At 62.9% G+C, this 14,488-nt stretch carries 14 protein-coding genes; 4 read left to right on the forward strand and 10 right to left on the reverse strand.

Translation table 11 applies throughout. The features are described from left to right. Positions 1-140: 140 nt before the first annotated feature. The 8 genes from E5678_RS15785 to argS all read right to left on the reverse strand — a co-directional run bounded on the left by E5678_RS15785 (position 141) and on the right by argS (position 8,646). Positions 141-581: a putative toxin-antitoxin system toxin component, PIN family gene (locus E5678_RS15785; protein ID WP_247596801.1), complete on the reverse strand. Its 441-nt coding sequence runs from the start codon at positions 579-581 to the stop codon at positions 141-143. After that, on the reverse strand, positions 578-1,930 hold the full coding sequence (locus tag E5678_RS15790; RefSeq protein ID WP_136179409.1) for a THUMP domain-containing protein: 1,353 nt from the start codon (positions 1,928-1,930) through the stop codon (positions 578-580). The genes E5678_RS15785 and E5678_RS15790 overlap by 4 nt, the downstream gene beginning before the upstream one ends. Before the next feature lie 221 nt (positions 1,931-2,151). Continuing rightward, positions 2,152-3,801 (reverse strand): RNA polymerase factor sigma-54, encoded by a 1,650-nt coding sequence (gene rpoN, locus E5678_RS15795; RefSeq protein ID WP_136179410.1) that lies wholly within the window; start codon positions 3,799-3,801, stop codon positions 2,152-2,154. A 138-nt stretch (positions 3,802-3,939) separates the two neighbouring features. Beyond that, a complete protein-coding gene (lptB, locus tag E5678_RS15800; protein ID WP_136180814.1) occupies positions 3,940-4,689 on the reverse strand; it encodes an LPS export ABC transporter ATP-binding protein in 750 nt (249 codons plus the stop codon). Between the two features lie 38 nt (positions 4,690-4,727). Next, positions 4,728-5,369 carry a lipopolysaccharide transport periplasmic protein LptA gene (lptA, locus tag E5678_RS15805; RefSeq protein ID WP_247596802.1) on the reverse strand — a complete coding sequence of 214 codons (642 nt, stop codon included), beginning with the start codon at positions 5,367-5,369 and terminating at the stop codon, positions 4,728-4,730. Positions 5,370-5,533: 164 nt separating this feature from the next. Then, positions 5,534-6,175, reverse strand: coding sequence for a thiol:disulfide interchange protein DsbA/DsbL (locus tag E5678_RS15810; protein ID WP_136179411.1), 642 nt, complete (start codon positions 6,173-6,175; stop codon positions 5,534-5,536). Between the two features lie 72 nt (positions 6,176-6,247). Further along, the gene (locus E5678_RS15815) at positions 6,248-6,931 is read right to left on the reverse strand and encodes an SPOR domain-containing protein (RefSeq protein ID WP_136179412.1); all 684 of its coding nucleotides are present in this window, start codon (positions 6,929-6,931) and stop codon (positions 6,248-6,250) included. A gap of 17 nt (positions 6,932-6,948) precedes the next feature. Continuing rightward, entirely contained in the window at positions 6,949-8,646 is a 1,698-nt protein-coding gene (gene argS, locus E5678_RS15820) for an arginine--tRNA ligase (protein WP_136179413.1), read from the reverse strand. 97 nt (positions 8,647-8,743) lie between these two features. On the opposite strand from argS, the gene E5678_RS15825 reads away from it, so the two are divergent. Further along, positions 8,744-9,247 carry a DsrE family protein gene (locus tag E5678_RS15825; RefSeq protein ID WP_168708584.1) on the forward strand — a complete coding sequence of 168 codons (504 nt, stop codon included), beginning with the start codon at positions 8,744-8,746 and terminating at the stop codon, positions 9,245-9,247. Here the strand turns inward: E5678_RS15825 and argP are convergent. After that, positions 9,232-10,152 (reverse strand): HTH-type transcriptional regulator ArgP, encoded by a 921-nt coding sequence (gene argP, locus E5678_RS15830; RefSeq protein WP_136179415.1) that lies wholly within the window; start codon positions 10,150-10,152, stop codon positions 9,232-9,234. The two genes, E5678_RS15825 and argP, sit on opposite strands and share 16 nt — an antisense overlap. A gap of 157 nt (positions 10,153-10,309) precedes the next feature. On the opposite strand from argP, the gene E5678_RS15835 reads away from it, so the two are divergent. The 3 genes from E5678_RS15835 to E5678_RS15845 all read left to right on the forward strand — a co-directional run bounded on the left by E5678_RS15835 (position 10,310) and on the right by E5678_RS15845 (position 13,556). Next, positions 10,310-10,957 (forward strand): LysE family transporter, encoded by a 648-nt coding sequence (locus tag E5678_RS15835; protein WP_136179416.1) that lies wholly within the window; start codon positions 10,310-10,312, stop codon positions 10,955-10,957. Between the two features lie 86 nt (positions 10,958-11,043). Continuing rightward, positions 11,044-12,714: an NAD(P)/FAD-dependent oxidoreductase gene (locus E5678_RS15840; RefSeq protein ID WP_136179417.1), complete on the forward strand. Its 1,671-nt coding sequence runs from the start codon at positions 11,044-11,046 to the stop codon at positions 12,712-12,714. An 11-nt stretch (positions 12,715-12,725) separates the two neighbouring features. Then, positions 12,726-13,556, forward strand: a complete 831-nt coding sequence (locus E5678_RS15845) for a carbon-nitrogen hydrolase family protein (protein WP_210731929.1) — start codon at positions 12,726-12,728, stop codon at positions 13,554-13,556. Positions 13,557-13,593: 37 nt separating this feature from the next. On the opposite strand, the gene E5678_RS15850 is transcribed toward E5678_RS15845, so the two are convergent. After that, positions 13,594-14,385, reverse strand: coding sequence for a trypsin-like serine protease (locus E5678_RS15850; RefSeq protein ID WP_136179418.1), 792 nt, complete (start codon positions 14,383-14,385; stop codon positions 13,594-13,596). Between the last annotated feature and the right edge of the window lie 103 nt (positions 14,386-14,488).

The following is a 14,488-nucleotide window of genomic DNA, read 5'->3' on the forward strand; positions in this document are numbered from 1 at the left end:
TGCCACCTGGCCGGATCAATCGATGTGCTGGGTGCGACAGGGAAGATCACATCCACGTGCGCCGAAATGGCCGTTGCCACGCCACCTTGATCGGCGCATACGACGGGCACGCAAGATTTGCGGAGAATGCTTTTAGCGGCTCACGCGGGCGCCCAGATCCGCTGCACCACCACCCCCAGCCTGTCCAGCCGTCTGGCCATGCACAAGACCTCGGCATCTTTACTCACGAGCACGGCCTGGTGCGCCACCGCAAGGTCGATGAAGCGCTGGTCGTCGGGGTCTTTGCAGGTGTAGGGTGCCTTGAGCGCCGTGGCCACTATCTCGGCCTGCCGGTCAAACTGGGCCAGCACCGCCTGGGCGGGGATATCACGCGCCTTCAGGCCCTTGACGATTTGCGGATAGCCCAGCACCCGGTCCAGCTCTTCGCGCATGGCGGCGGTGGATAGCCAGCGCGTGCCCGGTTGCGCGAGTTGCTCGCGCAGAGCGGCAGTCGCGGGGTCTTGGTAGACAAAAAGATCCAGCACGATATTGGTGTCAAGCACCAACACCACAACGCCTTCGTCGGACCGTCCCGCCCTCACGGTTGGTGGGGGGCCTGGTCCGCGGGTGCGGTGCGGCGTGCCACCAAATCAAACCGGAACAAGCGGCATTCGATAGGGCCGTTCCACAGCGGCACACGGCGCGACTCTTTGAAGCGCATCTTCCCGGGCAGCTTCAGATCGGGGGTGAGCAACCACGCGCTCCAACCCGCGTAATGGCTCTTCCAATGAGCCGCGAGCTGGTTGAAGAAATCCGCACCGTCGCTGCCGTCCTCCATTTGGGCACTCTCGCGCCCCAGGCCTGGCGATGCCGGTGCCGGCCGACCGGCGGTGAAGGTGCGTGAGGCGCGGGGTGCAGCGCGCTCGGCGCGTGCGCTGGCACGCTCGCCCGCGTTTTGCCCGGCCACACCTGCAGCGGCTATGCGCTCGCCATAAGGGGGGTTGAGCAGCATGACGCCGGGCCGATCGCTGGGAGGCAATCGCTGCAACGCATCTCCCCCCCGAAAGTCCACCGCATGCATCACGCCTGCACGCTCGGCGTTGCGCTGGGCGAAATCGACCATGCGAAACGACACGTCGCTGCCAAACACGATGGGCGCATGGCCCTCGGGCCAGTCGCGCTGCTCGCTCACGGCGTTGTCCTTGATGGCCTGCCACACGTGGTCCTGAAAGGGCAGCATCTTTTCGAAGGCGAACCGGCGCAACAGGCCGGGCGCGATGTTGAGCGCGATCTGGGCGGCTTCGATCACCACGGTGCCACTGCCACAGCAAGGGTCGTACAGCGGCGTGATGGCATCGAGCGGTTGATCTGCACACTCGCCCCACCCGGTGGCAGCGATCATGGCCGCAGCCAGCGTTTCCTTGAGTGGGGCATCACCTTTGTCTTCTCGCCAGCCCCGCTTGAACAACGGCTCACCCGAGGTGTCGATGTACAGCGTGAGTTCATCGGTGGTGAGGTGGGCGTAAATGCGCACATCGGGCCAGGTGGTGTTCACGCTGGGGCGCTCCCCGCGCTTGGCGCGAAAGCGGTCACAAATAGCGTCTTTGACCTTGAGCGCGGCGAAGTTCAGGCTGGTCAGCGGACTGTGCTGCGCGGTGATTTCGACCTTGATGGTTTCCTGCGGAGAAAACCAGATTTCCCAGGCAACCTCGCCCGCTGCGTTGTAGAGGTCTTGCTCGTTGCGGTATTCACCGTGCCACAACTGCACCAGCACGCGCTGGGTGAGGCGGCTGTGCAGGTTCAGGCGCATGGCATCTCGCCAGGAAGCCTGCACACCCACACCGCCGCGTGCCTTGAAGGCCAGTGGTTCGTTTGTGATGCGCTTCACTTCGTCGGCGAGGAAGTCCTCCACGCCGGCAGCGCAGGGCAAAAAGAGGTTGAGTTGGTTCATGAATCTTTTTCCAAAAATGGTTGCGGCCACAAAAGCCACCGCGCTAACAGCCGTCATTCCTTCCAGTGCACACCACGGAACTGGATCTGGCAGGCCGGTTGGTGCAATCCCCGCGCGCAGGGACACAGGGGGCCTGCACCCTGAACACACCACAGAACTGGCTTCACCAGGCCGCAGGTGCAGCCCCCATCAGGGGGAAGGGGCGAAGCGGTGCAGGAGGGCTACAAGGTTTTTCGCAAATTGGCGGGCGCGATGCGCAACGCTTCCCGGTATTTGGCCACAGTACGGCGGGCACACTCAATACCCTGCGCTTTGAGCAGTTCGGAAAGCTGGTTGTCTGACAATGGTTTTGACGCGTTTTCAGCGGCAATGAGCTGTTTGAGCAAGGCGCGCACCGCTGTGCTCGATGCGTTGCCGCCAGTCTCCGTGCCCAGCGATGAGCCAAAAAAGTACTTGAGTTCGTAGGTGCCGAACGGCGTGGCCATGTACTTGGCGGTGGTCACACGGCTGATGGTGGACTCGTGCAAGCCCAGCTCGTCGGCGATTTCGCGCAACACCAGCGGCCGCATGGCGAGCTCGCCATGCATGAAAAAATTGCGCTGCCGTTCGACAATGGCCGAGGACACGCGCAGGATGGTGTCGAACCGCTGCTGGATATTCTTGATGAACCAGCGCGCCTCCTGCAAACGCTGCTGCATGGCGGCATGGCCTGCTTCGCCGCCACCCCCTTTCCCACCCCGGTTCTGACGCAGGGCGTTGGCGTATACATCGTGCACCCTCAACCGCGGCATGACGTCGGGGTTGAGCTGCACCTTGAAGCCACGCCCGGCGTGCGTGACCAGGACATCGGGCACAACGACATTGCGCTCCACATCCACAAACCGCCGTCCCGGCTTGGGCTCCAGCCCGATGATCAGGCCAAGCGCTGCGCGCACCGTCTCATCGTCCAGCCCACACAACGCACACAAGCGCTTCACATCGCGCTTGGCGAGCAACTCCAGCGGTTGTCGGCAAATCACCAGCGCAGCCTGGGCAACCGGCGTGTTGCGCAAGTCTTCGATCTGCAGACGCAAACACTCGCCGAGATCCCGCGCACCCACGCCGATGGGCTCCATGTTGTGCAGCCAGCCCAGCGCCATGCGCAGCTGCTCTTCCGCGACTTCAATCGCCGCAATACTGGGCGATGCAGCTTCGCGCCCGTGCAGCAGCCGCCAAAAGGCCAACGCCAATTCTGTCCAGTCGTCATCGAGATAACCATCGTCGTTGAGCGACTCGATCAGGAAATACAGTGCGGCCTGATCGGTTTCGCTCAGGCGCAAACAGCGGGCCTGCTCATGGAGGTGATCTTGCAGGCTGACCGGCGCTCGGGCCAGATCAGCCGCCGTTGCCGTTTCGTCGTCACCCCCGGAAGAGCCACTGTTGCGCGCGGGCGCATCACCGCCCCACTCGCCGTCGTCGGGCGCCATTTCCACGGAGCCGTCGCCGTCCCAATTTTCTTCCAACGCCCCGTCTCCATCGGCCTTGCGCTCGGCGGCTTCCCCAGCCGCACTCTCACTGGGCTCACTGGCTGTCGACGATGTGCCTTGGCTGAAGGGCAACTCTGAATCGGGGGCAACAGATTCGCCCTCGGGAGCCGCCGCCGCTTCGGCAATTTGCTCTCCTGCGCTGACCGGGACATCGCTGTGATCAAGCCCAAAATCTTCGCGGTCAGCGGTTTCATCCGCACGATCGAGAAACGGGTTTTCATCGAGCATCTGCTCGACTTCCTGCGCCATTTCAAGGGTAGAGAGCTGCAGCAAGCGGATCGACTGCTGCAGCTGTGGCGTGAGCGCGAGATGCTGCGAAACGCGCAGCGACAAACCTTGCTTCATGCCAAGGCGCCTAGCGACACGTCAAAACGCTGGAGCGGAACGTCACGCTGGAGCCACCAGCAGGTTCGCCCAAAGCCTCGCTCATTCCCATCAGGGAGCACCGAACCACAGCAGCATGGAACAACGGATTGGCCACCATCACATGCGGAAGTTCTCGCCGAGGTATACCCGGCGAACATCGGCGTTTTCCACGATCTCTTCACTGGTGCCACTCGCCAGGACATGACCATCGCTGATGATGTAAGCGTGGTCACAAATACCCAGCGTCTCACGCACGTTGTGATCGGTGATGAGCACCCCGATGCCTCTGGATTTGAGAAAACTGATGATGTGCTGGATTTCGAGCACTGCGATCGGATCGATACCGGCAAAGGGTTCGTCCAACAGGATGAACCGAGGGCGCGAAGCCAGAGCCCGCGCGATTTCCACTCGACGGCGCTCACCGCCCGACAGGGATGGCGCAGGCGAGTTGCGCAAGTGCTCCACGCGCAAGTCCTTGAGCAGTTCGTCCAGACGTTGGTCAATTTCGGGTTCGCTCAGCGGCTGACCGGCCGGGTTGCGCTGCAACTCCAGCACGGCGCGCACGTTTTGCGCCACAGTGAGCTTGCGAAAGATGGAGGATTCCTGGGGAAGGTAGCCCAAGCCCAAGCGCGCCCGGCGGTGAATGGGCAGCTCTTCGATGCGCTGTTCGTCGAGCAAGATCTCACCACCATCGGCCCTTAGCAAACCCACGATCATGTAAAACGAAGTGGTCTTGCCCGCCCCGTTGGGGCCCAGAAGCCCCACAACCTCACCTTTGCCGACCGACAGGGACACGTTCTTGACGACCTGCCGGCTGCCATAGGCCTTTTTCAAGCTGCGCACTTCCAGACGACTGCGCACCGCCATCGACTCCAGTCCCCCCGCAGAGGGGATCTCCGCTACGTTCACTTGCGTTTCTCGTTGATTTTGGAGCTGGGTCGCAACTTGGCGGGTTCAGAATTGGCGGGCGCCGGTGCCGGTGCATTGCGTACGGCATCGGGAATCGGCGTCAGCATGGCGCGCACACGGCCCGACGGGTTGGCCGGCGTGCTGCTGGCCGCGCCCCCTTTGACCGTGAACACTTCAGACACGCTGTTGTAGGTGATCTGGTTGCCCAGATTCTCGTCATTGATGGCAGTGCCGCGGTAGCGGCGCAACGCAGCGTTGCCCGTGAGCACCACCGTCTGGGCCTTGCTGTCGTATTCGATGCGGTCGGCCTCTCCTTCGACCCATTCGTCCAGCCCTTCGCGCTTCTGGCGAAAAAACCCGGGCTCGCCCAGCAACAACCCAAACTGGTTGCCCTGGGTGTCTTGGCGCACATCCATTTTGTTGCCGCGCATGATGATCGTGCCCTTGGTGATCACGACCTTGCCGGTGAACACACTGGTCAGGGTCGCGTCGTCGTAACGCAGAGAGTCGGCCTCGATGTTCATGGGCTTGTCCTTGTCGGCCAGCTCAGCGTGGGCAACGCCGACCGTCAACATCAAACCCGCGATTGCGGCCAGGAAACGGGGAGTCCGGGGAGAGCGAAGGTGGTGTTGGGGCATGGCTTTAGTGGGGCACAAATCTTGCATTCGCTTTCATTGTAGCGGTGCATGGCCCGTCGTGGCGGCTGGCACGCAGGAACGGCGCCGACCGGAAATAACACAACCCGCTGGCAGCGGGTTGTGTTTCGGTTCAGGTCCGGAAGGGCACTGCTGGGATCGAGGCGTCAGCCTTTGCGGGCCTGTGCAATCAGCGAGTCTGCGATGAGCAGCGTCTTGGGGCCCTGGCCGCCAATGTAGAACTGGCCGGCCACGCCCAGAGCAGGCGTGCCTTCCACCTGATAGGCGTCCTGTAGCTGGGTCGCTGCTTTGGCTTTTTCGATTGCGCTGCCGTTGAAGAAAGACAGAAATTGCGCCTTGTCCACGCCCTGCTTCTCCACCCATGCCACGATGGTTTCAGGCGAGGTGAGTTGCTGGCGCTCTTCGTGGAAAGCCTTGAACACTTTTTCGTGCAGCTTTTCAACCAGCCCCATGGACTCCAGCGAGAAATAGAAACGCTGCATGGGGCCGAAGGCCGGGCTGAAAGCCACTGGCATGCGGCGCAAAACCACGTCAGCGGGCAACGACTTGCTCCATTCGGTCATGAGCGGCTCAAAGCGGAAGCAATGGATACAGGAATAGGAGAAAAACTCCACCACTTCCACCTTACCGGCAGGCGTGGAGACCGCAGCGGCCTTGGCCAGGCGGGTGTAGTCGCTGCCTTCCTTGAAGGCAACGCGCTGTGCCAGGGCGGGGGTGAGGCTCAGTGCGCCAACTGCGGCAATGGTGCCTGTGGCGAACAGGGAGCGTGAAAAATCTCGGCGTTGCATGGGTTCGATCTCCTGGTAGTTGCCTGCTTGAGCAGAGAGAGGGGTTGAAAGTTCCGCGCCTGGGCGGCGTTCTCAGCGCTGGATGCGCACCAGCGCCGCATCCACGCTGTTGGCCTCGAGCTGGACCCGCGTGGCTTCGGCCAGCGGCTTTTGGTTGAAGGGACCGATCCGCACGCGGTACACCGTGCGGCCCGATTGTTCGCGCTCGGTGATTTCGGCCGCCATCCCCAACATGGCCAGGCGGGCACGCTGGGCTTGTGCGTCGTCAGGCGCGCGAAACGCCCCAGCCTGTACAAAGTAGATGGCTGCATCGCCCGTGGCTGCGCTGGCCGCCTTTGCCGGCGCAGCCGGCGAGGAGGCGGCGCCAGGGCTAGCCGGTGCCGCCGCGGGCACAGCCGGGGTATCACCGAGTTTGTCCCTCAACAGATCCCCCAGAGGATCACCATCGAGGCCCGAGCCCGAGGGCGCCTCAACAGCAGGCGCTCCCTCTGCACCAGGCGCAGCGCCTTCGGTCGCAGGCAGAGGAGACTGCTGACTCGACAACCCAGCGTTGGGGTTCCAGCCCTTGTTGCGCTCGGCTTCTTCAACGTCTTTCGCAGGCGACCTGGAAACGCCGCGGTCCACAAAAGGCACGGGGACGCGTGTCACATAAACGGCAACAGCCAGGGCAATGCCCAAGCCCACCAGCAGACCGATCACCAGACCGATCAAAGTGCCGCCCACCTGGGCGCGCAAGGGCGCAGAGAGTTGTTTCATAGTAGGGACGTTGGTTCTCACATCTTGGTCGGGGCACTCACGCCCAGAACCGCCAGGCCATTGTGCAACACCTGCGCGGTGGCACTGACCAGGGCCAGGCGCGCCCGCTTCACCGCTTCATCGTCCACCAGAATGCGCTCGGCATCGTAGTAGCTGTGGTAGCTCGCTGCGAGCTCACGCAGGTAGAAGGTGACATCGTGGGGGGCGAAATCGCGGGCGGCGTCGGCGAGCATGGCCGGGTACTTGGCCAGCAACAGCATCAAGGCCTGCGCGACCGGACTGTCCAATGCGGACAGGTCTGCTTCCTTGAGTGAGGCGGCATCGCCCCCGTCTTTGTCGCGCCACGCGGCGAGCACCGAACAGATGCGTGCATGGGCGTACTGCACGTAATAGACCGGGTTGTCGTTGTTCTTTTGCACCGCCAGATCAACATCAAACGTGTACTCGGTGTCGGGTTTTCGGCTGAGCAAGAAAAACCGCACAGCGTCTTTGCTGGTCCACTCGATCAGATCGCGCAAGGTCACGTAGCTGCCGGCCCGCTTGGAGATTTTCACCTCTTCACCACCCTTGACCACGCGCACCATGGTGTGGAGCACATAGTCGGGATAACCTTGCGGAATGCCCACGTTGGCAGCCTGCAATCCGGCGCGCACCCGCGCAATCGTGCCGTGGTGGTCGGTGCCCTGGATGTTGATGACCTTGGTGAAGCCCCGTTCCCACTTGGCGATGTGGTAGGCCACATCGGGCACGAAGTAGGTGAACGAGCCGTCGGACTTGCGCATGACGCGGTCTTTGTCATCGCCGTAATCCGTGGACTTGAGCCACAACGCACCGTCCTGCTCGTAGGTTTTGCCGGCTTCGATCAGCAGATTCACCGTGGCCTCCACGCGACCGCTGGTGTAGAGGCTGGACTCCAGGTAATAGTGGTCGAACTTGACGGCGAAAGCCTTCAAGTCCAGATCCTGTTCGTGGCGCAAATAGGCCACGGCAAACTGGCGCATGCCGTCGAGATCATTGATGTCGCCGCTGGCGGTGAACGTGCGGTCGTCGGCCTGAACGGTCTTTTTGGCCAGGAAATCGTTGGCGATGTCCTGGATGTAGTCGCCGTTGTAGGCGGGCGCGTTTTCACCGCTGGGCCATTCGGCATCGCCCGGCTTGAAGCCCTGGGCGCGCAGGTGGGTCGATGTGGCCAGGGTGCCGATCTGCACACCCGCATCGTTGTAATAGAACTCGCGGTGCACGTCCCAGCCCTGGGTCGCATACAGACTGCAGATGGCATCACCCAAGGCGGCCTGGCGGCCATGGCCGACGTGGAGCGGACCGGTGGGGTTGGCGGACACAAACTCCACCATCATGCGCTGGCCATTGCTGGGCGCGAAGCCGAAACGCTCACCGGCTTCCAGCACCTCGGGCACGATCTGCTGCTTCGCTTCGGGCTTGAGGCGGATGTTGATAAAGCCTGGGCCAGCGATGTCGATCTCAGACACCCATTGCTGGTACACGGGCTGCGCCAGCAGCACCTCGCGCAATTGCTCACCCACTTGGCGCGGGTTGAGCTTCAGGGGTTTGGCCAACTGCATGGCTGCCGTGACGGCGAAATCGCCGTGGGCGGCCACCTTGGGGGATTCGAAGGCGGCCTTGGCACCCGCGCCGGCCGACACCGACTCCAGGGCGGTGGCCAGGCCGGTCAGCAATTCTTGTTTGATCTTGAGCATAGGGGTAGGATTTTAGGCGGCCGCGGGCCACAACAGGGTGACGACCGCAACAGCACCGAGAATGACAAGCGTTCACTTTCTGGGTAACGTATCCAACATGACCTCCAACACACCCCCACGCCGGCGCCAATGGCTTGGCCAAGCCCTTGCTTTGACCGCCGCATCTGCCGCCCTGCCCGCGGCGGCAGCTGCGACACCCATGCCCGCCACCCTGGGGCCAGCGGCTCCCGGCGATGACGCCCCCCACAAAATCGTCTACCAGCTCAACCACCACGAGCCCGAATACCAGGAGGCCATCTTCAATTCCATCAGTGCCATGCTCAAGAAGTATGTGGACGATGTAGCGATTGCTGTGGTCGTGTGGGGGCCGGGCATCCATCTGCTGGCGAAAAAGCCGCAACGCCCGGTACCCGAAATCCTCCAGCAGCGCGCGCGCAGCATGGCCCAGGCCTACGGCGTGCGTTTCATTGCCTGTGGCAATACCATGCACACCGTGGGCTGGACCAACGCCGACATGCTCGACTTCGCCACGGTGGAAGACGTGGGCGCCGCTGCGGTCATGGAGTTGCAGGAAAGAGGCTACGCCTATCTCGCCTGGTGAGCCGCCAGCGGTGGCAGGCTCTTGCCCGCCGCAGCCTTCACCGCCTGGGTCAGGCGCTGCGCGGAAGGCGCCTCACGCGCCCAGTGCTGCCAATACAGTGCCACATCCACCGTGGCGCCCGGCAACACCTCGACCATGCCCGGATGCCCGGGCAGATGCTGCTCGGGCACCATGCCCCAGCCCAGCCCCAGCTCGATCGCGGCTTCAAATGCGTCGATGGCCGGGGCGAAATGGCGCGGATAACGCGGCTGTTGCAAGCCAAAATGCTGCTTCAGGAACGTGTCCTGCAAGGCGTCCTTGCGGTTGAAGATGATGGCCGGGACGGCCAGCAATTTGTGGGGTGACACGGCGCCAGCAGGCGTGCGGCAACGCTGCGCGACCTCGGGTGCGGCCATGCAGTGGTAGCGCATCACGCCCAACGGCTCGGCCACGCAACCCCGCATCGGTTCGGCCAAGGCCGTCACGCAGCCCATCACGTCGCCGCTCTTCAACAGATCATGGGTGTGATCCTGGTCGTCAATCACCATCTCCAGCAGCAAATGGTGCTGGAGCAGCAGCGGCGCCACGCCTGGCAGGAACCAGCTCGCCACCGAATCTGCGTTGAGCGCCACAGACAGGCTTTGCCAGCGCTCGCCTGCGCGCACACCTGACCCGCCCTGCAAACCGCTCAGCAGATCGGACTCCATCAGGCTCACTTGCTTCACATGGGCCAGCAGCGCCTGGCCAGCCGCCGTCGCCCGCACGCGCTTGCCCCGCACCAGCAGGCGCTGGCCCAGATGATCCTCCAGCGCCTTGATCCGCAACGACACTGCCGCCAGCGTCAGCGACAGGGACTGGGCGGCCGGTCCGAAGCCGCCGTGTTCAAGCACGGCGACCAGCGCTTCGAGTTGTCGGGCATCGAGCATGAGCAAGGCACTTTCATTAAATTTTATTTATGCGATTGGAGTTTAATTTATCTTGATTTAATTTATTGTCCGCAACGCGCACACTTGGCTCCCCCGGGTTGCGACCGCACCGCCACGGCCCAGCCCCCTCCCCTTTCTGCGCTTCAACGCCTCGGCCATGACCCTCGCTTTCCCTACCTTCACCGCCGGCCTGGTTCTGAGCATGTCGCTCATCATGGCCATCGGGCCGCAAAACGCCCATGTCTTGCGCATGGGGCTGACCCGACAACACGTCTGGCTCACCATTGCCATTTGCATGGTGTCCGACATGGTTCTGATCGGGTTGGGCGTTTTGGGCCTGGCGCAGCTGGGCGGCTTGTCGGACAAGCTCATGGGCGCCTTGGTGGGCGCAGGCGCGCTGTTTCTGGTGGTGTACGGCTGGCAAGCTTTTCAACGCTTCCTCAAACCCGTCGCCTCATCGGCAGGCTTGCCTGGTGACCTGCCCGAAACACCGCTGGCGGCAGGCTCCACCATGTCCCGGAAACAAGCCGTCCTGTCGGCTCTGGCTTTCACCTGGCTCAACCCACACGCCTGGATCGACACCGCCGTGTTGATCGGCACGGCCTCGTTGGCTTACGGCAGTGAAAGCACCGTGTTCGGCATGGGCGCCGCCGCAGGCTCCGTGGTCTGGTTTTCCGTATTGGGTGTGGCCACGTTCTGGCTGGGTCGCCGGCTGAACTCGGTCGTCGTGTGGCGAGCGCTAGACGGCCTGGTTGCCCTCATGATGTGGGGCACCGCCGCCTTCCTGGTGAAGGGCCTGGTTTAGAGGCATTCAAGCTTTGCCACGCCGATCCGTCCAAACCACCGCGCCCGCCATCGATTGGGTTTGCTCCACTGCGTCATAGGTGTCTTGTGAATCCACTCCATCCCGTCAACGCCCCGGTCACGGTCTTCGGCCCCGACTTCCCGTTCCCCTATGACGACTGGCTGTCCCACCCGGCTGGCCTGGGCACGCTGCCCACCGCAGCGCATGGGCAGGAAGTGGCCATTGTGGGCGCAGGCATGGCTGGACTGGTGGCCGCTTACGAGCTGATGCGCCTCGGCTTGAAGCCCGTGGTGTACGAGGCTTCACGCATGGGCGGCAGGTTGCGCTCCCAGCCTTTTGCCGGAGCACCCGGCATCGTGGCCGAATTGGGAGGCATGCGTTTTCCCGCATCGAGCACCGCATTTTTCCACTACGTGAACCTGCTGGGCCTCAAGTCCCAGCCCTTCCCCAATCCGCTCACCCCTGCGGCCGGCAGCACGGTGGTCGACATCGAAGGCCAGACCCACTACGCCCGCACCCTGGCCGATCTGCCCACCCTGTTCCACGAAGTGGCCGCCGCCTGGGCACATGCCCTGGAAGACGACGCGCGCTTTTCCGACATGCAGCAAGCCCTGCGCGAGCGCGATGTGCCACGCCTCAAGGCGCTTTGGGACGCGCTGGTGCCCTTGTGGGACGACCGCACTTTCTACGATTTTGTGGCGCAGTCAGACGCATTCGCCAAGCTGTCTTTCCACCACCGCGAAGTGTTTGGTCAGGTCGGGTTCGGGACCGGCGGGTGGGATTCGGATTTCCCCAACTCCATGCTGGAGATCTTGCGCGTGGTGCTCACGGGTTGCGATGAAAACCAGCATCTGATTGAAGGCGGTGTGCAGCAAGTGCCCATGGGTTTGTGGGCGCACGCCCCAGACCCCATGGTGCATTGGCCACAGGGCACATCATTGGCATCGCTGCACCAAGGCGCTCCGCGCCCGGGTGTGACCGCCATCGCTCGCGATGCCAGCCAGCAACTGGCCATTACCGACACCTGGGGCACCACCCGCAGCTACCCGGCCGTTCTGGTGACCTGTCAGAGCTGGTTGCTGACCACCCAAATCTCGGTGGAAGAATCGCTGTTTTCCCACAAGCTCTGGATGGCGCTCGACCGCACGCGCTACATGCAATCGAGCAAAACGTTTGTCATGGTCGATCGTCCGTTCTGGAAAGACATCGACCCCAAGACCGGCCGCGAAGTCATGAGCATGACGCTCACCGACCGGCTCACGCGCGGCACCTACCTGTTTGACCACGGACCCGATCAGCCTGGCGTCATGTGCCTCAGCTACGCCTGGATGGGCGACGCGCTCAAGATGCTGCCCCACAGCAGCGAGAAACGTGTGCAGCTCGCGCTGTCGGCGCTCAAAAAAATCTACCCCACAGTCGACATCGCCAGCCACATCATCGGCGAACCCATCACCATCTCCTGGGAGGCCGACCCGTATTTCCTCGGCGCTTTCAAAGGCGCATTGCCCGGTCACTACCGCTACAACCACCGCATGTACGGACATTTCATGCAAGCCAAACTGCCTGAAGCAGAGCGCGGTATCTTTATCGCCGGAGACGACGTGTCCTGGACCCCCGCCTGGGTCGAGGGCGCAGTACAAACTTCACTCAATGCGGTGTGGGGGATCCTGCACCAGTTCGGCGGCCACACGCATGCAGGGCAGCCCGGCCCAGGTGATGTCTACGCTGAACTGGGCCCGATGGCCCTGCCCGACTGACGCCACGACCCATGCCCCGGAATCCGCTGACCCTCGCCTTGTGGCAAGCCACCTATGTCCCGGTTGAAGCGGGTGCAGCGGAGGCTCTTCGCCAGCTGGAGGCCGAAGCCCGACAGGCCCATGCGCTGGGTGCCGATCTGCTGATCTGTCCGGAGATGAGTCTCACGGGCTACGCCATCGGTGCTGAGCGTGCGCACGCGCTGGCCGAAACCCCTGAGGGGAAGCTGGCCCAAGCGGTAGCCGCATTGGCCATGCGCCATCAGATCGCCATCGTTTATGGCTACCCCGAACAGCATCCAGATGGCCATGCACCGTTCAATGCGGTCCAGGCCTTCGCCGCCTCAGGGCAGGTCCTGGGCCGGTACCGCAAGACCCATTTGTATGGCGACATGGACCACCAGCAGTTCAGTGCCGGCGACGCTGCGCCCCAGGTGTTTACCTACCGCGGCTGGCAGCTGGGACTGTTGATTTGCTACGACGTGGAGTTTCCCGAGCCCGTCAGGGCGCTGGCGCTGCAAGGCGCAGATGCGGTGCTGGTTCCCACGGCCAATATGCTGGGGTTTGACGAAGTGCCTCGCCTGCTGGTCCCCGCGCGCGCTTGCGAAAACCGGGTAGCTGTCGCTTACGCCAACGCCTGCGGCCAGGAGGGAGCGCTGCACTATGGAGGGCTCAGCACCGTGGTGCAGGCCGATGGCACACCCCTGGCCTGCGCCGGTCGCGACCGTCAGACCCTGCTGGTTACCCTGGCCCCGTCAGCCCTTGCCCAGGCAAGGCTTTCGTCCCCCCTGCCATGGCGCCGACCGGATCTGTACGGCGCGCTGACCCAGTCAAAGCCCACCTGACACGGCCAACCCACCCGACGCGGGATGCCCCGGCAACTCAAATCTCGGCCAGGCCGGGCGCCTGAGCGCGGATGAAGTCCAGCACGCGAGGCGTCTGAATGTTGGTGAAAAGCGAGTTGTCGCCATCGCCGCAACCGTCAACCGACCCCGAAGAAGTCACCCCCACGATGCCGACTGGTCCACCCGCGCTTCGGTAGGCTGGTCCCCCAGAATCACCGGCGCACGTGTTGCTGGCTTGGCCTTTGTAGACATAACCGAGGTGGGATTCAGTGACTTTGGTAATCCGCGCATAGCCCACCGCAAGGCTTTGGCCTGGATCGCCCCAGCCAGCGATGAAGACCTCATCACCCTTCGTCGAAGTTGAGCTCACCAACAGTGGCATGGTGGGATTGGACATGGCCGATTTCAGCGTTATCACCCCGGCATCGTTTTGCAACCCATCGCCATTGGTCGTGTAGCCTGGATGGGCAACCCATGCCGTGGCGTACACCAGCGCGCTGTTGCCATTGGTCTGCCATTGCACAACCGCCATTCTTTGGGTGCCGGAAAGCATGCAATGGGCGGCCGTCAGAACGCGGGTCGGGGTCAGCATGGTGCCCGTGCAACTCTGGGTCTGCCCCTCGCTGCCGAGCGACAAGACAAGAACCACGGGCGAGCTTTCGGGTTGCACGCAGTCAGCTCCGTTGATGATCTTGGGCTTAACCCCCACGCTGGAACACAAGGTATTGGCATCGGGCAAAACCAGCTCACTGGCGCCATCTCCGCCGCCACAAGCCGCCAGCAAAGTCGCGGTCAACGCCATGCTGGCCCATTTAATAATTGGAAACATCCACTTACCCTGTCCTATGTTGTGCTGCACACCGCAGCAAAGATCTGTTCGTAGGCGCACCGCCGATGCATGGCATTGGACAATGAACAAGCGCCTGCCAGAA

Origin of the sequence: Hydrogenophaga sp. PAMC20947 (assembly GCF_004795855.1) — a bacterium.
In the GTDB taxonomy this organism is placed as follows: domain Bacteria; phylum Pseudomonadota; class Gammaproteobacteria; order Burkholderiales; family Burkholderiaceae_C; genus Hydrogenophaga.

Bases quoted from the DNA above. Each gene is read 5' to 3' on its own strand.
- E5678_RS15790 (WP_136179409.1), bottom strand. From the start codon at position 1,930: ATGAACCAACTCAACCTCTTTTTGCCCTGCGCTGCCGGCGTGGAGGAC.
- rpoN (WP_136179410.1), bottom strand. From the start codon at position 3,801: ATGAAGCAAGGTTTGTCGCTGCGCGTTTCGCAGCATCTCGCGCTCACG.
- lptB (WP_136180814.1), bottom strand. From the start codon at position 4,689: ATGGCGGTGCGCAGTCGTCTGGAAGTGCGCAGCTTGAAAAAGGCCTAT.
- lptA (WP_247596802.1), bottom strand. From the start codon at position 5,369: ATGCCCCAACACCACCTTCGCTCTCCCCGGACTCCCCGTTTCCTGGCC.
- E5678_RS15810 (WP_136179411.1), bottom strand. From the start codon at position 6,175: ATGCAACGCCGAGATTTTTCACGCTCCCTGTTCGCCACAGGCACCATT.
- E5678_RS15815 (WP_136179412.1), bottom strand. From the start codon at position 6,931: ATGAAACAACTCTCTGCGCCCTTGCGCGCCCAGGTGGGCGGCACTTTG.
- argS (WP_136179413.1), bottom strand. From the start codon at position 8,646: ATGCTCAAGATCAAACAAGAATTGCTGACCGGCCTGGCCACCGCCCTG.
- E5678_RS15825 (WP_168708584.1), top strand. From the start codon at position 8,744: ATGACCTCCAACACACCCCCACGCCGGCGCCAATGGCTTGGCCAAGCC.
- argP (WP_136179415.1), bottom strand. From the start codon at position 10,152: ATGCTCGATGCCCGACAACTCGAAGCGCTGGTCGCCGTGCTTGAACAC.
- E5678_RS15835 (WP_136179416.1), top strand. From the start codon at position 10,310: ATGACCCTCGCTTTCCCTACCTTCACCGCCGGCCTGGTTCTGAGCATG.
- E5678_RS15845 (WP_210731929.1), top strand. From the start codon at position 12,726: ATGCCCCGGAATCCGCTGACCCTCGCCTTGTGGCAAGCCACCTATGTC.
- E5678_RS15850 (WP_136179418.1), bottom strand. From the start codon at position 14,385: ATGTTTCCAATTATTAAATGGGCCAGCATGGCGTTGACCGCGACTTTG.